19 protein-coding genes are annotated in these 19,988 nt (G+C 70.5%); 14 read left to right on the top strand and 5 right to left on the bottom strand.

The features are described 5' to 3' along the window. Positions 1-139 precede the first annotated feature (139 nt). The gene (locus ACWC1K_RS42015) at positions 140-1,795 is read left to right on the top strand and encodes a hypothetical protein (RefSeq protein ID WP_450838572.1); all 1,656 of its coding nucleotides are present in this window, start codon (positions 140-142) and stop codon (positions 1,793-1,795) included. 179 nt (positions 1,796-1,974) lie between these two features. On the opposite strand, the gene ACWC1K_RS42010 is transcribed toward ACWC1K_RS42015, so the two are convergent. Together ACWC1K_RS42010 and ACWC1K_RS42005 are read right to left on the bottom strand one after the other, a co-directional pair. Next, a complete protein-coding gene (locus ACWC1K_RS42010) occupies positions 1,975-2,388 on the bottom strand; it encodes a DUF6415 family natural product biosynthesis protein (RefSeq protein WP_450838570.1) in 414 nt (137 codons plus the stop codon). Then, a complete protein-coding gene (locus tag ACWC1K_RS42005) occupies positions 2,385-2,942 on the bottom strand; it encodes a hypothetical protein (protein ID WP_450838568.1) in 558 nt (185 codons plus the stop codon). Before ACWC1K_RS42005 ends, ACWC1K_RS42010 begins: the two co-directional genes overlap by 4 nt. Before the next feature lie 80 nt (positions 2,943-3,022). On the opposite strand from ACWC1K_RS42005, the gene ACWC1K_RS42000 reads away from it, so the two are divergent. Further along, positions 3,023-4,267, top strand: a complete 1,245-nt coding sequence (locus tag ACWC1K_RS42000) for a helix-turn-helix domain-containing protein (protein ID WP_450838566.1) — start codon at positions 3,023-3,025, stop codon at positions 4,265-4,267. Then, positions 4,264-4,809: a flavoprotein gene (locus ACWC1K_RS41995; RefSeq protein ID WP_450838564.1), complete on the top strand. Its 546-nt coding sequence runs from the start codon at positions 4,264-4,266 to the stop codon at positions 4,807-4,809. Before ACWC1K_RS42000 ends, ACWC1K_RS41995 begins: the two co-directional genes overlap by 4 nt. A gap of 322 nt (positions 4,810-5,131) precedes the next feature. Here ACWC1K_RS41995 and ACWC1K_RS41990 read toward each other — a convergent pair whose 3' ends face one another. Further along, positions 5,132-5,557 (bottom strand): hypothetical protein, encoded by a 426-nt coding sequence (locus ACWC1K_RS41990; protein ID WP_450838562.1) that lies wholly within the window; start codon positions 5,555-5,557, stop codon positions 5,132-5,134. Between the two features lie 245 nt (positions 5,558-5,802). Between ACWC1K_RS41990 and mobC the strand changes: the two genes are divergently transcribed. The 3 genes from mobC to ACWC1K_RS41975 are packed head-to-tail and all read left to right on the top strand — an operon-like array spanning position 5,803 to position 9,164. After that, positions 5,803-6,237, top strand: coding sequence for a plasmid mobilization relaxosome protein MobC (gene mobC / locus ACWC1K_RS41985; protein ID WP_450838560.1), 435 nt, complete (start codon positions 5,803-5,805; stop codon positions 6,235-6,237). Further along, complete coding sequence (locus ACWC1K_RS41980) at positions 6,234-8,000, top strand: relaxase/mobilization nuclease domain-containing protein (protein WP_450838558.1); 1,767 nt, start codon at positions 6,234-6,236, stop codon at positions 7,998-8,000. The genes mobC and ACWC1K_RS41980 overlap by 4 nt, the downstream gene beginning before the upstream one ends. Before the next feature lie 21 nt (positions 8,001-8,021). Next, on the top strand, positions 8,022-9,164 hold the full coding sequence (locus ACWC1K_RS41975; protein ID WP_450838556.1) for a hypothetical protein: 1,143 nt from the start codon (positions 8,022-8,024) through the stop codon (positions 9,162-9,164). 227 nt (positions 9,165-9,391) lie between these two features. On the opposite strand, the gene ACWC1K_RS41970 is transcribed toward ACWC1K_RS41975, so the two are convergent. After that, entirely contained in the window at positions 9,392-9,829 is a 438-nt protein-coding gene (locus ACWC1K_RS41970) for a hypothetical protein (RefSeq protein ID WP_450838554.1), read from the bottom strand. A 150-nt stretch (positions 9,830-9,979) separates the two neighbouring features. Further along, on the bottom strand, positions 9,980-11,038 hold the full coding sequence (locus ACWC1K_RS41965; RefSeq protein WP_450838552.1) for a C40 family peptidase: 1,059 nt from the start codon (positions 11,036-11,038) through the stop codon (positions 9,980-9,982). 406 nt (positions 11,039-11,444) lie between these two features. Here ACWC1K_RS41965 and ACWC1K_RS41960 point away from each other — a divergent pair, with 406 nt between their 5' ends. Genes ACWC1K_RS41960 through ACWC1K_RS41925 form a run of 8 tightly spaced genes read left to right on the top strand, consistent with a single transcriptional unit; the run spans position 11,445 to position 19,883 of the window. After that, a complete protein-coding gene (locus ACWC1K_RS41960; RefSeq protein WP_450838550.1) occupies positions 11,445-11,918 on the top strand; it encodes a hypothetical protein in 474 nt (157 codons plus the stop codon). Beyond that, entirely contained in the window at positions 11,915-12,211 is a 297-nt protein-coding gene (locus tag ACWC1K_RS41955) for a hypothetical protein (protein WP_450838548.1), read from the top strand. Before ACWC1K_RS41960 ends, ACWC1K_RS41955 begins: the two co-directional genes overlap by 4 nt. Before the next feature lie 10 nt (positions 12,212-12,221). Next, positions 12,222-13,019, top strand: coding sequence for a hypothetical protein (locus ACWC1K_RS41950; protein ID WP_450838546.1), 798 nt, complete (start codon positions 12,222-12,224; stop codon positions 13,017-13,019). After that, positions 12,992-14,518 carry a hypothetical protein gene (locus ACWC1K_RS41945; protein ID WP_450838544.1) on the top strand — a complete coding sequence of 509 codons (1,527 nt, stop codon included), beginning with the start codon at positions 12,992-12,994 and terminating at the stop codon, positions 14,516-14,518. Before ACWC1K_RS41950 ends, ACWC1K_RS41945 begins: the two co-directional genes overlap by 28 nt. Then, a complete protein-coding gene (locus tag ACWC1K_RS41940) occupies positions 14,515-15,966 on the top strand; it encodes an SCO6880 family protein (RefSeq protein ID WP_450838542.1) in 1,452 nt (483 codons plus the stop codon). Before ACWC1K_RS41945 ends, ACWC1K_RS41940 begins: the two co-directional genes overlap by 4 nt. Then, the gene (locus ACWC1K_RS41935; RefSeq protein WP_450838540.1) at positions 15,966-17,555 is read left to right on the top strand and encodes an ATP-binding protein; all 1,590 of its coding nucleotides are present in this window, start codon (positions 15,966-15,968) and stop codon (positions 17,553-17,555) included. Before ACWC1K_RS41940 ends, ACWC1K_RS41935 begins: the two co-directional genes overlap by 1 nt. Continuing rightward, positions 17,552-19,294, top strand: a complete 1,743-nt coding sequence (locus ACWC1K_RS41930) for a type IV secretory system conjugative DNA transfer family protein (protein ID WP_450838538.1) — start codon at positions 17,552-17,554, stop codon at positions 19,292-19,294. The genes ACWC1K_RS41935 and ACWC1K_RS41930 overlap by 4 nt, the downstream gene beginning before the upstream one ends. Further along, a complete protein-coding gene (locus ACWC1K_RS41925) occupies positions 19,284-19,883 on the top strand; it encodes a DUF4913 domain-containing protein (RefSeq protein ID WP_450838536.1) in 600 nt (199 codons plus the stop codon). Before ACWC1K_RS41930 ends, ACWC1K_RS41925 begins: the two co-directional genes overlap by 11 nt. Positions 19,884-19,988 lie beyond the last annotated feature (105 nt).

Below are 19,988 nucleotides of genomic sequence, written 5' to 3'. Positions count from 1 at the left end.
CCTTGAAAAAGGGCTCTGACCTGCGCATTTAGGTTTGACCCACACCCCAAAACGTGAGAGTATTAGATACGTCGAAAGGGGGCGGGAATCCCCGATCGGCCACCCACCGAAAAGCCTCAACGATCAAGGGATGGTCTTCATGGGGGACACCCATGCCTCGAACGGCGCTCCGGCCGGCGGCAGGCTGAACCTGCTGCACGACGCCTTCTCGGCGGAGCAGGAGGCGGAGGACGCGGCCGCCATCGCGAAGGCCTCCGGGCACCCGGCGCTCGCCGAGTGCTGGAAGGCGGCCGCACTGCTCACCGGCTACGCCGACGAGAACCCCGGCGACGACCAGGTGGAGCTGTGGCGGTACGAGGCCACCGAGCGGATCACGGAGTGCGCGTACGCCATAGTCGAGGGCTACGACGAGCGGGTCGAGGAACTGGCCCGGGAGGCCCGCGGGGAGCGAGCCGCCTACGCCGCGGGCCGGATCGAGGACCAGGGCCCGGTCACCGCCGAGCGGATCGCCGCTCTGGACGAAGAGACCCGCCAGCTCCTGGAGTGGTACGCGGGTCCGTTCCCGATCGAGTGGCTGTTCGCCCCGGTGCGCGACACCTTCGGCCGGATCCTGCGCAAGCGGGTGCTCGTTCTCTTCCACGGCCCCGGAGGCCTCTCCCTGGGGCTGCGCGACATCCTCGGCGCCGACGTCGACATAGTCGGCATCGACCTGGACGGCGGGGCCGTCGCCACCTCCACCGCCGCCGGGTTCCGCGTCATCCACGCCGACGTCACGAAGGTCAGCCCGGAGAACCCGGCACTCAGGTTCGTCAGCGGAATCGCCCTCACGCCGCCCTGCCAGGCCTTCACCCCCAGCGGTCTGGGCAAGGGCCGCTACGCCGACGCCATCGACATCATCTGCCGCGTCATCTGGGAGGCGGGCGCGGCCGCCGGGTTCCTGCCCTGGGAGCACTCGCCGACCGGCTACGCCCCCCGCTCCGGCGACACCTGGGACGAGGTCCGCGCCCCTCTCGCGAAGCTGGAGGACCCGCGCGCCGGGCTCATGGCGGAGGTCGTCATCTGGCCGCTGGGGATGCTCGCCCGCTGGAACGAGACGCTGGAGTGGGTCATGGTCGAGCAGTCCAGCCGACTGCCCCAGCAGATCGAGGACGGGCTTTTCGAGCAGCTGACGCAGGCCGGTTGGCACACCACGGAGGCCTTCACGCTCGACGCGGTCACCTACGGCGCCTCCCACCGCAAGCGCCGGTTCATGGCCGCCTACCGGGGCGAGGCGACGCCGTTCGTGGACGTCACTCCGGCCGAGCCGATCCCCGCCCCGACGTTCGCCGAAGTCGTCGGCTGGCCCACCGGCCGCGTCTACCTGACGCGCGGTCACCGGCCCGTCGACCCGACCACCGGCCGGGCCAAGGGCGGCGGTTCGCGCAGCGCGGATCTCCCCTCCACCTGCGTCACCGCCACTGTCTACGGGTGGGCCGATTCGGAGACCGGCGAGACCATCAGCCAGTCCGACATCGGCAGGCTCGTGGGCTTCCCCGCCGACTATCCGTGGACGCGCGACCCGCAGCGAAACCGCGGGGAAGGCAAGCGCGAACTCGCCCAGCAGCCAGCGGACGCGGTCTGCCCGATGGTCTCCGCCGCGGTCTTCGGGCGCATCCTCGGAGACGCAGAATGGGAGATGAAGGTCAGGACGTACGTGCACGAGCTGTACGGCATCACCACGGCCGTGGTGCACCGGATGGACGAGCAGCTGAGCTTGTTCCCGGAGCCGGACGAAGCCGACTCCCAGGCGGCATAGCCGCACCGAAACGAAGCCCCGGCGGACCGCACACAACGCGGTCCGCCGGGGCAATTCTGCGAGCACCGCCGACATGGGGAAGCCCCCGGCAGGCCGGGGTAAACGGCAGCCTGCCGGGGGCCTCGTGCACCCGCGCCAACGGGGGGTGGCGGGCGGGTGCGACCCAGGGGGGAGTGGTCTCATGCGGGCGCGCGGGAACGCTCCGCCGGGGAGACGGCGGGCGGCCGGTCCAATGTGAGCCGGTCCAGCCGCTCGTACAGTCCGCGCAGCACCTGCGCCCGCTCCTTTATCGCGTCGACGGTCGGCTCAGCGGGGGTGCCCAGTCGACAGGTGGCGTCCGTGAGGACGGTCTCGGTCAGCGCGCGGGAGCGGCTGTTTTCGGGGAGCCGGTCGCACAGGCGCCGGACGTCGATGGCGACGAGGTTCGCATGCCCGGTGAGCTGAAGTGCGATCTGTGCGCAGTCGTCCGGCGGCAGGTCGGCCGACGCGTCCAGAGCGAGCACCGTCTTGGCCAGCAGCAGGTACGGCTTGCGGTCGAGCGGCAGCCTCGCGTAGATGGCGCCGTGCGGGTCGTAGGCCACCCGCGCGGTCATGACGCGGCCCCGGCGGGGGAGGCCTGCCAGCCGTCGAGGACGGCCAGTCCGTCGTGCAGCGTCTGCGGGGCGAGGCGGCCGGCGGGAACCCCTTCCAGCGACTCCGGATCCCGCTCGACAGGGCACTCGTCGACACCGCTTTCGGTGTCCAGGTCGATCGAGGGGAGCGGCGGCCGACTCAGCCAGGCCGCCGCCCACGAACCCGGAGACGTCGTCACATCCGCGGGCACTAAAACCCACGACCCGACTGGCAGCACCCGCACCCCGTCAACATCCGTCCACAGGTTCGCCCAGCCGCGTTCCACGAGCGCGATCAGCTTGCCGCTTGCGTAGTCCGCGATGAGGCTCAAGCCGTGTTCGACGGGCACCTTCTGTGCGTCCAGCGCGGCCAGCCCCCGCTCCAGCGGGAGCACCAACACGTCGTGCTGCGGGCCGACGCGTCGCAGCCGGGACGACCACGTTGACGACTGGTTGAGCGCGTCGAGGAACTCGCCACTGGGCACCGCCAGCGCGGCCCAGGTCGGATGCGGGGGAGTCTTCCGGGACTTGGCCATATCGGGACGCTAAAGGCGGTACAACAGAGTCAACCCATACGATGTGTATGGGTCGTCGACTCCGAGTCTCGGAGCTCCCCATGGACGATGCTTCGTTCGGCCGCCGCGTGCAGTATTGGCGCACCCGGCGGCGTATTTCCCAGCGCGAGTTCGCGGCCCTGATGAACAAGTCTCTGCCGTGGGTCGAGGCGCTGGAAGCAGGCAAGCGGCAGGCCGACCCGAACCTCTCGGTGGCACGGCTCGCCGCGCTCCGTCTGGGGATTCCTCTGGAACGGCTGATCGGCGACTCGATAGACGTCGAGTGCGCGGGCGAGAGCGAGATCGAGGCCGTACGCGCCGCGCTCCAGCGCCATGACGTCATCACCGGAACGTGCGACGAATCGAACGACGATCCGGTCCCTGTCGCGACCTTACGCCGCTCCCTGGACTACTCCCGGACAGCCTTTCAGGCCGGTCATTTCCAGCAGCTCGGCAGCGACATTCCCGCCCTCCTGGTGGACGCTACGCGCGCCGCCCACCGGCACGAGGGCGACGACCAGCTGACCGCGTTCGAGGTCCTCAGCCTCACCCTGGAACTGACCGAGGCGGCCGCCATCAAATGGGCCGACACCGAGCTTGCCGTGCTCGCCGGGCACCGCGCCGTCGCGGCCGCCGAACGCAGCCAGAACCCGGTCATCATGGCCAGCGCCGCGCGCCATTTAGGCGACGCGATGACGATGCACGGCCAGGCCGCGGCCGCCACCCAGTTCATCCTGACCGCAGCCGGCCGACTCCACGATGACCTCCTGCGCAGCGGACCCGAGGGCTACTCGGTACTGGGCATGCTGTGGTTGAAGGCAGCGATGGCGGCCGCGGCCGCCGCCGAGGCAGACGACCGCCACCCCGAACGGCACGCCAGCTGCGTGCCCGACTTCCTCGGCGAGGCCGACGACCACGCGGACCGACTCGGCGGCGACGCCAACCACCTCTACACCGCATTCGGCCCGACCAACGTGGCGCTGTACCGGGTGGCCGCGCACGTCCAGCTGAGCGAGGGCGCCGACGCCGTCGCCGTGGCGGCGGGCATCCCCGCCCCCGCGTTCCACGCCCTGCCGCGCGAGCGCCGCGCGCACCTGCTCGCCGACCGGGCCCGCGCCGAGACGCAGGCGGGCCTGCGCGAGGACGCCGTGGCCACGCTGCTGGAGGCCGAGGAGCTGGCCCCGGAGGAAGTGCGGTGCCGACCGCGCACCCGCGCCCTCGTCGAGGACCTGCGTCTGCTCGGTGTCCCGCCGTCTGTCCAGGGACGGTTGCGTCTGCTAGCTGATCGTTGTGGACTGCCCGGGTGACCCAAACCCTGTACCTGATCTCCTGTGCCGCCCCGCCTGCCCAGCACTTGCCCGTGCCCATCCGCGCCGCCAAGGCGGCCGGGTGGGAGGTGTGCGTGATCCTGACGCCGAAGGCGTACCGGTGGGCCGCGGAGGACGCGCCGGGCACCGTCGAGGAGCTGGAGAAGCTGACCGGCCACCCGGTGCGCCACGAGTACAAGCTGCCGTCGCAGCCGGATGTGCTGCCCGACGCGGACGCCATGTTGGTGGCCCCGCTGACCACCAACAGCCTGAACAAGTGGGCGGCCGGGATCTCCGACACCCTTGCGCTCGGGTTGATCACCGAGGGCATCGGATTGCAGAAGCCCATCGTCGCTCTGCCGCACTGGAACGACGCCCAGGACGCCCACCCGGCGGTGCACCGCAACGTCGCCACGCTGCGGGAGTCCGGGGTCAAGGTGCTGCTCGGCGAGGGCGGGTTCGTCCCACACCGGCCGCGCCACGGAAACGTGCACGCCTACCCGTGGCAGGCCGCCCTGGACGCGCTTCCCGAGCTGCCGTAAGCGGGCCCGCCGGCCGTTCCAGAATTCTGGAACAGCCCACCGGGCCGTACTCGCGCGACGGCCCGGACCCCCGGAGGCCCCGGGCGCCGACCCTTTTTCCTCCCCTCCCCGCAAGGCCTCATCGCAGGTCGGGGGACGGAGCGTCAGGGGTGGAGCGCCCGCACCGCAGGCGCGTCGGGAGGCACGAGCGACGCGGCGAGGAGCGGACGTACGACCCTTGACGCGGAGGAGTCCGGCCGGACACTTGATCGGCCGGGGAGGGAAGTGACCACACACGAAGAGGAGCCCCGCAGTGCGGGGCCCCTCTTGCTGATCCGTCCCGTCACGAGGACGGGAATCCGGCGGCCGCCACGGCGTCCCCGGCGCTCTCCTGTGCCGGAGCAGGTACCCGCGGTGGGGAGACGGTCTCCGGCGCCGTCGTCTCCGGAGCGGCCTCCGTCCTCGGGGCCGTCTTCTTCGCCGCCGTACTCCGGCCCGGCCGCCGTCCACGGGGGCGCTTGACCGGCTCTTCGACGCCGAGCTCGGCGAGCTCCGTCGGAGTCCACCCAGCCTTCTCCGCCGCCGCGTACGCCTTGCCGTACGGCTCGTTCAGGGCCGCCAGCCGTTCCTCGAACTCGGCGAGGGCGGCATCCCTCTCCTCCTGGATCGCCGCACGCTGCCCCAGGATCTCCGCCAGGGGCTTGAAGGCCTCCCCCTTGGCAGCCTGGAGCTTCTCCATCCGCTGCAAGAACTCTTCTGCACTCGACATGCCGGGAATGGTAGCCGCCTTCCGCCCCAGACCGGCGGACCGGGTGCCCAATAGCCGCAGGTCAGAGGTTTTCTGACCGCCACTCACGCGTCACGTGCGCCATAACTGACGGCAGTAAGCACCGGTAGCAAGGTAGTGCTTACTGATATCAGTAAGCGGTCGTCCCGGCGGAGATCCACTAGGGTGGGTTCGCCGGGGATCATGGGTCCGAGCACGGACCGGGGGACGATGGGGAGGAGCCTGTTGTGGCCGAGCCATCAGCAGCGGACGGCAAGCGTCGACGCACCGTGCGCCGTCGTGCCCGCGAGGCCGGCGGCGCTCGCAACCATCGCTTCCTGGTGTCCTTCAACGACGACGAGATGACGCTCTTGCGTGAGGCTGCCGCGCGCGACAACACAGCGCTTGCGGCGTGGGTCGCCGACGCTGCCCTGGCTGTTGCCAAGGAGACTCTCGTGCCGGTATCGGCCGACGCCAAGGAAGTGGTCAAGGAGCTGATCGAGTCCCGCAATCAGCTGCGCCGCGTGGGCGTCAACCACAACCAGATAGCGAAGGTACTGAACAGCGACGGCACTGTGGTCGACGAGCAGATGAGCTCGGTCTACCGCGTGCTTGAGAAGGCGATCCGGCGTGTGGATGCGGCCACCCTCCAGCTGATGCGCGAGAGGCAACCGCGGTCGTGATCCCGGAGAAGCTCGACGAGGGAAACGACACCTACGGCCTGCTGCACTACCTGTACGGTCCGGGCCGACGCGACGAACACGTGGACCCGCACATGGTCGCGGCGTGGGATCCGTACATCGACGACCCGGCGCGGTCGCCGGACATGACCATCGCGGATCTCGCGCTGATCATGGATGCCCCGGTGTACGCCCTGATCGGCAAGAAGCCGAAGCTGCACGTGTACCACGTGGCGGTGCGCAACGCGCCCGAGGACCGCATCCTGTCGGACGCGGAATGGGCCCGGGTCGCCTACGAGTTGATGGACGCCGCCGGTATCGCTCCGCACGACAGTGACCAGGGCTGCCGGTGGGTGGCGATCCGGCACGCCGACGACCACATTCACATCGTCGCGACCAAAGCGCGAGAGGACGGCCGACAGCCGAACCTGCGCCAGGACATCGTGAAGATGCACCGGGTCGCCGCCCGCTTCGAGGTGGAGTTCGGGCTGCGCCAAGTGGGGCGCGGCGACAAGACAGCGCGATCGTGGGTGAAGAGCGGAGAGGCCGAGAAGGCGGAGCGGCGCGGCCTTAAGGAGTCGGCCCGCCAGACCCTTCAGCGCACGGTCAGGGAGGCCGCAGCCGCCGCCACGAGCGACGCCGATTTCTTCGCCCGGCTCGGGGCCGCGGGCGTGCGAGTGCAGCAGCGGATCGCCCCGGACGGCAACCTGACCGGCTACTCCGTCGCCATGCCGGGTGATCGCAACCGGAGGCAGGAACCGGTGTGGTTCTCCGGCTCCCGGCTCGCCCCGGATCTGTCGCTGCCGCGCGTCCGCGAGCGCTGGAACGGACCGGCGCTGCGACCGGCTTCGGCGCCGGCGGGAATGTGGCGCGTGGCAGAGCAAAAGGTCCGCGCGGCCGCCGACCAGCTGGGAGCCGGAGGACTGCACCAGGGAGCCGGAGACGTCGCCGCTCTCGGTGACCTGATCGTGGTGGCCGCAGTGATTTCCCCGCGCCTGGTGCGTGATCAGATCCGGGAGGCCGCGACCGAATTCGAGCGAGCCTCCCGTGCACCCACCGCCCGGAATCTGGAGGGTCAGGCGCGCGAGCTGTACCGAGAGTCGACACAGGTTCTCTCGCAGTCCGTCGCGTCGGTCGGACGCAACGATGCGGCGGCGGCCCTCGGATTTCTGCTGGCCCTGGTGACCGCGGTCGAGGCGTCCCGGCGCTGGCACGAGGCACAGGAGCACCGCGCCCACGCACAGGCCGCCGGGCGTGCCGGGCGACTGCTGCGGGAGGCGGTTGAGGTCACCACCGGGGCGAACGCGGCACGCGAGTACCGGCCGCGGCCCAAGCGCGCCCCCGTCCGGGCGGGCACCGCACGCCGGGCGAACGCCGCCTCCAGCAGCAGGCCGATGGCGGGCGTCGTTCAGGAGGCGATCCCCGAGCACGCACCCGAGGTCCTGGCGGATCCCGCCTGGCCCGCCCTGCGAGCGAAACTGACAGAGATCGAGAAGGCGGGCGAGGATACGGTGGACGTGCTGGGAACGGTCGCGCGCCGACGGGAGTTGACCTCAGCGGAGTCGATCGCCGAGGTGTTGACCTGGCGGTTGGACGGATGGCGACGCGAGCGCAGTTCGACGGCGGCCGCCACCGGCACGAGCACGGCTGCGACGTCTGCGGGCGGTACCGGACGCACCGGTGCGCCTCGCAAGACCGGGGCGCCCTCGCCGACACGGCGACCGCCCGGGGACGAGCAGCGCAAGGGTCCGAGGAGGACCCGCTAACGGAGGGGAGAACAGCACACCATGGCGACACCCACGCCGGGAGAGCCGTTCAGCGAGGCGACAGGCGAGGCGGTGCAGACCGCCGTCATGGCGACGCGTCTGGTCCTGGCCATCGCGGACGCCGTACGACGGCACCAGCAGAAGAAGAACAAGGGGAAGGAGGAGGATCTGTCGCCCGCCGACCAGGCGGTGAACGAGACGGCCGAGGGCATCAAGAGCCTGTTGCCGTCGGACATTTCCGCCGCCCTGATGAAGGAGGCGGACTGGCCGCAGATGGCGCAGCAGCTGATGGCGCTGCGCACCGCGGGCGTGGACCTGGGGCAGTTCCTGCCGCGCGTCGGCGACATCGCGGTGAGCGTGCAGGAGCAGGTCGCGGCGAACGAGGCGCGGGTGGCCCGGGAGCGCACCGGGGAGTGGGACCGGATGCTGCGCGAGACACTGCCGGCGGGACCAGTTCGCGAGGCGATCCTGTCGTCCCCGGCATGGCCGGACATCGCGGCGACGATGGCCCGGCTGGACGAGAAGGGCGTGGATGTGCGCGCCCTCCTCGCGTCCGCACACGACGAAGGCCTCGGCGTCGACCAGGCGGTGGCGAAGGTCCTCGGCGCGGAAGCGGCACCCCGGATGAGCCAGGACGCGCGACTGTCGTCCGGGCCGCTGACGATCGGGCTGAGCATCCCAGCGGATCTCGACCTGTCGGACCGGGCGCGGGCGTGGAAGCAGCTCGCCATCCCGGACCAGGATCACCAGCGGTACGCGCGGTGGGTGCAGGAGGCAATGCCCGGTCGGGAGCGGGAGGCGGGGCTGTTGCTGGCGCACAAGCAATGGCCGCTCGTGGCCGCCCGGATGGCCCAGATGGAGAGCGAGGGCAAGCCGGTGCGCGACCACCTCGTACGGCTGGGCAAGGATGTCTCGTGGGAGCAGGGCCCGGGCCCGCAGCTCGGATCGCGACTGGTGCAGGCCGCCAACGATGCCCTGCGCCGACCACTGGGCGACGGGGCGTCGGAGTCGCGTGTGCGGGTGAACACCACGGCCGCGCGAGCCACGTCGACGAGCATGGACCCTACTAAGGCGCAGGCGGCGAAGGGCGCGGCGCCTGCGGAGGCCGGGGTGGCCGCGCACCGGCCGACCGGACCGACCCACAAGAGCGGCAAGACGAAGTAGCCGCCGCCAAACAGCGCGTGCCGCAGACCCGATTTCCGGGACTGCGGCACGCGTGTTTTCAAGGCCGGAGAGTCGGCCCACGGACCGGCGTCCTGTGGTTCTCAACTCTTCTTGTCCGGCCTGACTACTGTGAGCCGGGGCTTTGCGGGACCTTCTCACCGCTGTGTCCGGGCGAACTTCCCACGGCCAGGTCTAATTCCTCGGCCGGAGGATCACGGGCGGCCGATTTAGGACGTCAGCGCCGGCGCGTAGTGGCGGATCAATCGAGCGGCGGCATCGGCGAGGAACAGGGCGAGATTGCCCTCGTAGTCGACAGATGTGCCCGGCACCGGTTCGAGGTAGATGTCGATGGGCTGGTCCGGGTCGTCTTTGACCAGAGCGACGGTGATTGGGGCCCAGGACGGCCCGTCCTTGAACTCCGGCACGATGCCGTGGTTGCGCAGCACGTCGCCGTCCGGCCGGACCACGTGAACGGCCGTGGCATTGCTCTCCGCGACGCGCCGAAGACGTACGCCGGTTCCCAGGCCTCTCGTCAGCAGGGCGGCGAATTCGGCAGTGTGCGGCGTGAGCGTGACTCCTTCGGGGGGCTGGGTGCGTGACGAGAGCCTGCCCGCCTCCAGCGTGAGCTTCTTGCGGCGGCCGCGCACTCGGACAGTCAGACCCATAGCGCTCCTTCGTTGCCTCGTCGACTGGCTCCAGTCTTCCAGGGGTTACGACCCTGTACGCCTCTTCTTTTCAGCGATCTGTCGCGGACGACAAACCGCCGACAGATCGCTGAGAACCCGACAGATCCAAAGCGGCCCTACAGACGGGTATCAGGGCCGGGTGGCGCCGAAGTAGTCCCGGTCCGGCATGGCCGCGCTGATCGAAGCGACCTCCACGTTGCGCCCTGTGCGCGGCGCCGAGATCACGTTCCCATCACCCGCGTAAATGGCGACGTGATAGATGCCGGCGGACCCGCCGTGCGACCAGAAGAGCAAGTCACCGACCTTCAGATCCTGGCGCGAGACGGCGTGGTCGCTGGTGGCGCCGTACTGGTCGGCCGCCGTGCGGGGCAGGTGCAGTGAGGGCCAGTACGCGTACATGACGAGGCTGCTGCAATCGAAGCCGACGGTGCTGTCTGCGGAGCACTTGCCGTTGAGGTAGCCGTTGGTCCCGTCGCAGAATCCGGTGCTCGGTCCGGACGGTCCGCCGCCGCCCCAGGCGTAGGGGGTGCCGAGCTGGGTGGACGCCCGGCGTACGGCGTTGGGTCCGTCGCCGGAGCCGGATATCTGGAGCAGTCCGGGGCCCTCGAACTTCGTCATCGTGGACAGGATGATCTGCACGTAGTTGTAGGTCTGACCGCCTGCGAATGATTTCGGCGGGACGCCCTGGTACTTCTCGACGGCGCCCCAGCCCGCGTTGTACCCGGCGAGGGCGAGCGCGCGGGCGTCGCCGCCGTAGCCGGAGGACTTGGCCTGCTTGATCAGCGAGCACATCATGCGGCCCTGTGCCATGACGGCGTCGCCTATGTCCAAGGGCGACGCCTCGCCGTTGCCGTCGGAGTCACGCCCCCACGTCGCCCAGGTGCCGGGCATGAACTGGGCGGGCCCCTGGGCTCCGACGTCGGAGACGGCCGTGGTGCTGAAATGGGACTCCTGGTAGAGCTGGGCGGCGAGCAGGGCCGGGGTCATCTCCGGCTCCTTGCACTCCTCGTCGGCCTTGAGGATCCAGGGACGGAAGTCGGCGGGGACCCCACGCAGGCCTCCGCCGCCGTCGGTGACTTCCTTGGCTGCGGCGTTGTCCTCGTCGACGAGCACGACGGTCACGATCGTCAGGATGGCCGCGATGAACGCGGCTACGACCGCCAGGGCAGCCTGGACGAGCACCTTCACGCGCTATCCCCCCGTACGTGCGTCCTTCGTCGCTTGTCGTGTCTGTGCTGTGACCTCTGCCGTACTAGATCACGAGACGCTCTGTTTCGTGCACGCATTCGACTCGCAGGCCAGGGCGGGGCGGCGGCGGGCGATTCCGGTCGCACCGGGCCTGACCTGGGGCGAGAGCCCCGGGCCGGAAGGTTGGTCCGGATCGGCCCGGCCCGGGGCGGTGGTGCACCTCACGCGGCGTCAGCCAGGGCCCGCACGAGGCCATTTCGCGAGACGAAATGGCCGGCGGCACTGCCTGCGCCGGAGAGAGCGAAACGCAGATCAGGTTTGACAGTGATGCACGTTAGCCTCAGTAGTCCCACAGGCCCAAGATCGTGGGGCCGACAAACGCAGCCATACAGGGGGGAGTTGCGGCGTGATCACCCAATCTGTGACATCAACACCCGGGGGCGGGGCGCCGGTCGCGCTCCGGTACGCGCTGATTGCCGTGCAGGGCTACGGCATTGCAGAGGCGACCGTTGCCCGGATGCTCGACCCCGAGGGCAGGGGCAGGGCCCGCATCCTGGCGCCCGGCGAGCTCATCCCCTACGGGGCGCAGCCGGTGCTGCTGGCCCAGACGACGGTATGGGGCGCCGCGCGCGTCGAGGAAATGATGCGCAGCTGGGGGTCTCTGCCCAAACCCTGGCTGGTGCTGATCTCGGACGCCCCGGCGCGACCGGCGGAGGGCGCCCGCTACCGGTTCCGCGCCCTCGCAGGGCGGTTGGCCGGGACCGCGACCGTGCCGTACCTGGCGGTCCTGCGCGCAGTGGAGAAGGCCGAGGAGGCCTTGGAGCACAAGGACGTACTGACCGCGGCGGGGAAGCTGCGGCGCACGATGGAAGGGAAATGACCATGATGAGCATGGCCACCCAGCTGGTGACGCTGGCCGGCATCATCCCCAATGCCAAGCCGACGAAGATCCCAGGGCTGGACGACACCGTCTCCCAGCTGCTCGGCTACGCCCTGTGGGGCCTGGTCCTCGCCGGAGTCGGCGGCACGGGCTTCGGTGTCTACAAGCTCGCCGTCAGCGACAAGAGCCGCCACGGCGGCGGCAGCGAGCCGTTCAAGTGGATGGGCGGCGGGATCGTGGCCATCGTCCTGGCCGGGTCCCTGATCACCATCCTCAACGGCATCGCGGGCTAGGTGAAGTGACGTGGCACGTACCAGGGGGACATGGAACAGCAAGGGCGTAGTGGGTGCGGGCATCGCGGCCGCGGCCGTGATCGCGTTGAGCGGCTACGCGTTGTTCAGCGGCGACGGTGGTTCGAGCGACCAGGGCAAGGGAGGCTCGGCGAGCCCGAGCGTGTCCGGCCCCGCCAGCCCCAGCGCCACCTACAAGGAGCCGGAGGGCTGGACCGAGCCGGAACGGTGGGCGGCGCTTCCGCGGGGGCAGCGCACCAACAGCCGCGGCAGTCAGGTCGGCTTCCCGCACACCACCGAGGGCGCGGTCGCGATGATGGCGGCCGCCAACACCACCGACATCGAGGCGGACAAGTCCAACGTCGACGAGCAGCTGCGCATCTACTACAGCTACCTCGCCAAGGCGGACCAGTCCTCGAACAACGCGGAGCAGATCGAGCTCCAGGCGCTCCAGACGGACAAGACCCTGCACCAGGAGATGGGCGTGAGCGCCAAGTCGCCGCTGCCGTCGGGTGCGTACGTCCGCAACAACGTGGTCGGCTACAAGGTCATCAAGGAGTCGCCGAACGAGGTCAGCGTGTGGCTGCTGTCCCGGGCGGCACAGAAGGACGGCGAGACGGCCAAGGAGGCCGACTCCTACACCCGCGTCGTGAACGGTGCGGTGTGGGAGAACGGCGACTGGAAGTTGTCCGGGGCGGCGACGAAAACCGCCCTGGCGGCCGCCCAGAAGGGGACTCAGCCCAAGATGGTCGCCCCCGGTGACGCCGCCTTCAATGCGGCCGGATGGACGGCTATACGGGAGGCGTCATGATGCGCCGCATCGCGGCCGTCCTCCTCGCGCTGGTCGCGGTGTTCGGGGTGTCGGTGTCCGCGCCGCAGCCCGCGCGGGCCGACGGGATCATCGGCGGTGCCATCGAGGGCGGTTGCCGGATCGCCACGGGCCCCATCCTCGGCACGATCCTGGGCACCGGAGGGATGGCGCCCCCCGGCCAGGCGGGCAGCATCACCGGCGCGGGCAGCCTGTGTGACGCCGTCGGCAAGGTCGGCGAGAAGAAGATCAAGGAAGCCTGGAAGAACGTCTGGCAGAGCGTCCTCGGCGACGTGGTCAACTCGGCCGCCGACGTCGTGAAGTGGGTCATCAAGAAGGTCTTGACCGTCGCCCTGCTGGGGCCGTCCGTCGACCTGAAGGGCACCGGCCTGTGGAGCGGCAAAGCCACCTTGGCGGGCATGCTCACCTGGCTCGGCCTGGTGATCGCCGCCTTCGGGATGATCTGGCAGCTCGCCAAGATGGCCGTGACCGGCCAGACCAAGCATGCCGGAAGAGCCATGCTGGGCTGGGGAGAGAACATCCTGCTCAGCGCCTGCGGCGTCGGCCTGTTCGCGGTCCTGCTGACCGCCGGGGACGCGATGACCTCCGGACTGGTGAATGCCACCTTCAACGACGACGGGAAGGCCTACGAGCGGATCATTGCGGTGCTGGTGCCCGCCGCCGTCTCCAACCCCATCACGATGCTGTGCATCGTCTCGGTGTTGCTGCTGGTCGGGTTCATCCAGCTGGTCATGGTGTTCCTGCGGCAGTCGGCCATCCCCATCATCTGTCTGCTGCTACCGGTGGCCGGCGGCGGCCGGGCAGGCGGCGACACCACCCGCAAGTGGGCCCCGAGGCTGATCACGAGCGGACTCGTGATCGTCACCTACAAACCCATGCTCGCCATCATCATCTGCACCGGCTTCTCGGAGTTCGGCCACTCCAAGACGCTGGCCGAGTGGCTGCGCGGCTTCGCCACCCTGGTACTCGCGATCCTCGCCCCGGGCCCGCTGACGAAAATCTTTGCGCCCTTCGGAGAGGCGGTCGGTTCCGGGATGGCGTCGGGCGGCATGGGCGGCGCCCTCGCCGGAGCCGCGGGCTACCTCGCCGGTAAGGGAGCCGAGGAAGTGGGCGGCGGCGGTGGGGGAGCCGAGCCCGCCAACGCCGTGGACCATGCCCGCTACGTCGAGCAGTCCATGGGAGGCCAGAACGGCCAGGGCGGCGAGGGCGGCGACGGCCAGTCCGGCGGCGACGCCCAGGCGCAGGCCGCCCGCAACGAGGCCAATGCCCGCGTGCCCGGCCAGGCCGGGACCGACGCGGCGACCACCGGCACGCAGGCCGCCACCAACGGAACCGCCACCCAGGGCGCGCAGGCCGCCGGGACGGCAGGCGCTGCGACGGCGGCGACCGGGGTCGGTATCGGTATCCAGGTCTTGGACGGGGTCAATGACGCCGTCCAGGGCGCGAGCGGCGCGATCGGAAACGGGGGGAACCAGCAGTGACGACCCACGAGGTGCCGAAGGCGTTGATGGTCGACGGTTTCCGCGCCCGCCGGTCCTTCGGCTTCGGCGGCCTGTCCAAGGGCGCCACCATGATCGGTGCCGGTGCACTGGTCGCGGACGGGCTGATCGGTGTCCAGCTGCCCGCCAGCCTGCTGATCACCCTGCCGCTGACGTTCGCCGTGCTGGGACTCGCCGCCGCCCGCCGCCATGGCATGTCCGCGCTGGCCTACTACTGGGCCAAGGTGTCGTGGCGGAAGGCCACCCGAGGCGATGTCACCTCCTACCGCAGGGTGTTGCTGCCGCATCCGTACGCGCTGGATCTGCCCGGGGTGGGGGCCTCCTCCACCCTGATCAAGGCGCATGACCCGACGACCGGGAAGGCTGTCGGGGTGGTGCACGACCGGCAGACCGGGCACATGACCATCGCCACCCTGCTGGCCCCAGGCGGCAGCCTGATGGCGCCGACGGGAGCCGTGCAGTCCAACTTGCGTACGTGGTCGTCGGTGCTGGACGCGATGTCCACGGACGAGCAGGTCAAGGGCGCGTCGGTGACGATCCAGATCACGCCGGGGGCGGGGGAGGCGCTGGGCGACGACGTCAAGGTCCGCAAGGACCCGAACGCGCCGCTGCTGGCCCGGCAGACGATCGACGAGCTCGTACGCACCACCCCGCACGCCACCGCCAGCGTGGCGCCGTGGATGAGCGTCACCGTCGACCCGCACGCGAGCGCGAACCCTCCGGTCGACCTGGCGGAGCAGGTCGCCGAGGCGCTGAAGGTCGTCGACTCGCTCGACCTCAGTGGAACCGGTACGGACATCGAGCGGCGGGCGACCGACGTCGACCTGCGCCGCCTGGTCAGGTCCGCCTACGACCCGGACGTGTTCAACGCCCGCGACGCCGAGTTCGCCGACCTCCAGTGGGGCGAGTGCGGACCGCAGGCCGCCGACGACGGTTGGGAGGAGTACGCCCACGACGGTGGGGTGTCGATGTCGTGGGTGCTGCGGGAGATGCCGCGCCGGCCGATCCCCTACAGCGTGCTGCTGCCCCTCCTTGCGCCGGGCCGCTTCCAGCGCCGCATCACCCTCAGCTACAGGGTTCTGGACCCGTACGAGGGCGAGGCCGTGATGGAGCGGGAGATCAGCCACGCCCACCAGCGGGCGCAGGCCACGGCCGAGGTCAAGGGCCGCGCCAAATGGTCGCAGCGGGCCGACGCCGAGCGCGCCGAGCGGGCGGCCGCCCAGGTCGCCGGAGGCTCCCAGGTCGTCGACTGGACGCTGATGGTCACGGTCACCGCCCGCAAGACCGCCGATCTGCCCGCCGCGCGCCAGGAGCTGGAGCGCGCGGTCAAGGCCACCAGGGGCATCCGGATGCGGCCCGCGTTCGGCGCCCAGGCCGCCGTCTTCGCGGCCGGACTGCCGCTCGGCTACTCCCCGTTGGTGAGGGACTGATGGCACGCAAGCCGAAGCCGGTGGTGACCACGCCGAGGCGGGTCACCCGGGCGATCGAGGAAGGCCCCACCCGCGAGGAGCGGAAGGCTGAGAGGAAGCTCAAGAGCCGGTTCGCTCCCAGGCTGGGGTGGGGTGGCCGGTTCGGCGGCCGCGCGTCCGTGGAGGACGCGGGCACCGTCTACACCGGCCCGACGAGCCAGGCGGGCACTGTCTATCCGTTCCTGCTCGGGAGCGGTCTGCCGCCGCGGGGTGTGCCGGTCGGCCGGGACGTGCTCACCGGCGAACTCGTCTGTGTGGACCCGTCCGGGTGGACGGGCAAGCTGACCACCAATCCCGGCGTGTGGGTGATGTCGCAGCCCGGCGCGGGCAAGTCCGCCCTGGTCAAAAGGATTTGCCTGGTTTACTCGGCGTACGGGCACATGGTGTGCGTGCCGGGCGACGTCAAGGGCGAGTACAGCACACTGATCGGCGAGCTGGGCGGCAGCGTCGTCCGGATCGGGGACGGCATCGGCCGCATCAACCCGCTCGACTCCGGCCCGCTCAAGGGCCGCGTGCAGTCCCTGCCCGCCGAACGGCGCCAGGCCCTGCTCGACGTCCTCAACGGACGCAGACTCGAGACTCTGGTCGCCCTGCTGTCGACGAAGCACGGGCTGGGCCGGACCCCGAACGAGATCGAACGCTCGGCACTCGACACGGCCGTGCAGGTCGCCTCCGCCGGGCAGGACGCTGGCAGCGACCCGATCGTCAAGGACGTCGTCGACGTACTGCGGGCGGCCCCGGAGGAGCTGCGGGTCAAGCTGGCCGCCGAGGGCGACCGGTACCAGGACCTGACCCGCAGCGCGATTGCCGGGCTGGACAACCTGATCGGCGGCCCGCTGCGCGGCCTCTTCGACGGGCCGACCACCGTGCCCCTGGACATCAACGCGCCCGCCGTCTCGGTGGACATCTCCGCCCTGCGGGCCCGCGGCAATGATGTGGTCTCCGCCGGGATGATCGCGACGTGGGCGTACACGTACTCCAGCATCGACTCCGCCCGCAGCATCGGCCTGATGGACCGGCGGCTCGTGCTGCCGATGGACGAGATGTGGAGGGCCCTGCGCTCCGGCCCGGGCCTGGTCGACGCGATGGACGCGATCTCCCGCCTCAACCGCACGACCGACGACGTCACGATCTACGTCACGCACTCCCTGCTCGACGTCGAGGCCCTGCCCACCGAGATGGACCGGGCCAAGGCACGCGGCCTGATGGACCGGTGCGACACGTGGGTGATCGGCGCGTCCACCGACGAGGAGCTGCGGCGCGTCACCGGCAAGCGCAGCTTGACCGAGCAGGAACGCATGATGATCGGCTCGTGGTCGTCGGCGACGTCGACCGGCCTGGACATCGACCCCACCGCGTACGAGGACGAGGGCGTTCCGGCGGTCGAGGAGGAAGGCGCCCGGCACCCGGGCCGCGGCAAATACCTCATCAAGATCGGGACGCGGCCGGGCATCGCGTGCGCGCTCGAACTCACCGCGACGGAACAACGCCTCTACAAGACCGACCACAACCGGCGCAGGCCGGTGGCCACGGGGGGTGGCAGCCGATGACGATGACCGAGAACGACAAGGCATGGGCGGCCGGAGGCGTCCTGATCGGCGGGACGGTCCTCCTGTCCGCCTCCAGCTGGGCGGGCGCGGCGGCCGGCGCGGTCGTCACCGGGGAGGACGCCGCCCCCGCCAGTCCGCTCACCGTCTACCGCATGGTCAGCAACTGGGCGGCGGTGTGGCCGCACTCCCAGACCGCGTCCGCCGTCGGCGCGGGCCTGCTCGACCTGACGGTCATCGCGCTCGTGGTGTGGGGGCTGAGGGTCGCCTTCAGGTGGTTCCGCAACCCGAGCAGTCTGGCCACGCTGCACCAGGTGCGCGAGCTCACGCCCAAGCACGCGGCCCGCACCGCGACCCGGCTGCGCGCTTCCCTCAAGGGCGTCAAGCCCAAGGAGATCAAGGCGGCCGACCGGGGTGTCCTGCTCGGCGACCACATGCCGTCCGGAGTCGAGCTGCGCGGCTCGGACGAGGACACCTACGTCGCCATCATGGCGCCCCGCGCGGGCAAGTCGACCAGCCTGTCCATCCCGGTGGCCGAGGAGGCCCCCGGCGCGCTGCTGATGACGTCCAACAAAGCCGACGTGTACGCAGCCACCTTGGCCAGCCGCTCCCGCATCGGCCACGCCTGGATTCTCGACACCCAGGGCGTCGCCCAGGCGGAGCGCGAGATGTGGTGGGACATGATCGCCCAGGCGGAGACGCTGGAGGGCGCCGAACGCCTCGCCAGCCACTTCGTCACCCAGATCACCTCAGAGCAGGCGGATCCGTTCTGGTCCCAGGCCGCCGGCGACTTGCTCGTGGGCCTGTTCAGGGCCGCCTGGTGGGAGGGCGGCACGGTCCGTGACGTCATGAAGTGGCTGTCGGACCCCCAAGAGAAGGCGCCGATGCGCATTCTCTACGCCAACGAGCCGGTGCTCGCCGAGCAGGTCGACAGCTCCGTCAACATCGCGGAGGAGACCCAGAGCGGAATCTTTCAGAACGCGAGGACCGCCGTCAGCGCGTTGCGCGACGAGCGGGTGCTGGCGTGGGTCACCCCGGACAAGTCCCGCCCGAAGTTCGACCCCGAGCACTTCGCCACCAGCAAGGACACCCTCTACCTGCTGAGCAAGAAGGGCGGCCCGGCGAGCGCGGTCGTGGCAGCCGTCGCCGACGCCGTGTTCACCGCCGGGCAGGAGGCGGGCGAGCGCAACGGCGGCCGTCTTCCCGAGCCGATGCGCGCGGTGCTCGACGAGGCCGCCAACATCTGCCGCATCGCCGACCTGCCCGACCTCTACTCCCACCTCGGGTCTCGGGGGATCACGCCGTTCGTGATCCTTCAGTCGTTCCGCCAGGGCGTACGCGCGTGGGGCGAGGTCGGCATGGACTCGATGTGGTCGGCGGCCACGAAAAAACTGATCGGTGTCGGTATGGACGACGCCAAGTTCGCCGGGGACGTCTCCAACTTGATCGGCCCCCACTGGGTGGACCGGAGCTCGTACTCCAAGTCGAAGGAGGGCTACTCCTACAGCGTCGGCGAGCAGCGCGAGGAGATCATGGACGCCGCGCAGATCCGCGCCATGCGCAAGGGCACGGCGCTGCTGCTGTCCACGGGCATGCCGGTCGCGCAGATCGCCCTTCGGCCCTGGTACGCGGAGCAGAGGCTCGCGTACATCGGCCCGCAGATGGCCGCCGAGGAGAAGGAGATCACCGGGCGGGCCGTCCTGGCGTACGAGCAGAGGAAGAGGGCACGCCGTGGCGGATGACGACGGGCCGGAGCCGGACTTCGAGGTCCCGATGGGCCTGTTCCAGGACATGGAGGACCTCAAGGCGCACGTGCAGCGCCTGGAAGCCCTGGTGAAGGCACTCACCGAGGGCGCGGCCGACGAGACGGGCGAGGCCTTGGAGGAGGGCGAGGAAGACGCCGGCGGGGACGGCGCTGAGGAGGCCGAGGAGGGGGACGAGTGGCAGTACCCGCCGCTCATCCTGTTGCTGGACCCGCCCGCCTACGACGAGGAGCTGCGCGCCCTGATCGAATGGGTGGAGGGCGTCCTCGTGCCCGGCTACCTGGGGGAGCCGTCGGCGGATGCCCGCTGGTGCCACAGGTGGTTCGACCACGACACCGGCGTCATCGGCCCGCTGCACGCGTTGTGGCTGGCCTGGCAGGAGCTGACTGACCCGGCCACCTGCGGCTACACCGGCCCGTCGGTGTGGTTTCGCGACCACTACCTGCCCTGCATGCGTGAACTGCGCGCCTCCAACGGGCCGTTCAAGGGCTGCACCAAGGGCGAGCACCAGATCGACCACCGGCTGCCGTCGCTGGTGCCCAGCGCCTGGAAGATGGAGGAGGGCTGAGCCCTCACGCCGGGCCGGACCGGGCTGATCCCTCGGGTGGCGCCGAAGGAGAACCGGCGCTTCCTCGACCGGATGCTCAAGAAGCACGCCGATGCGCTGGAGGGG

Source organism: Streptomyces sp. NPDC001492 (assembly GCF_053597275.1).
Note: the sequence above shows the minus strand (reverse complement) of the source record. Positions and strands in the feature narration are given on the sequence as shown.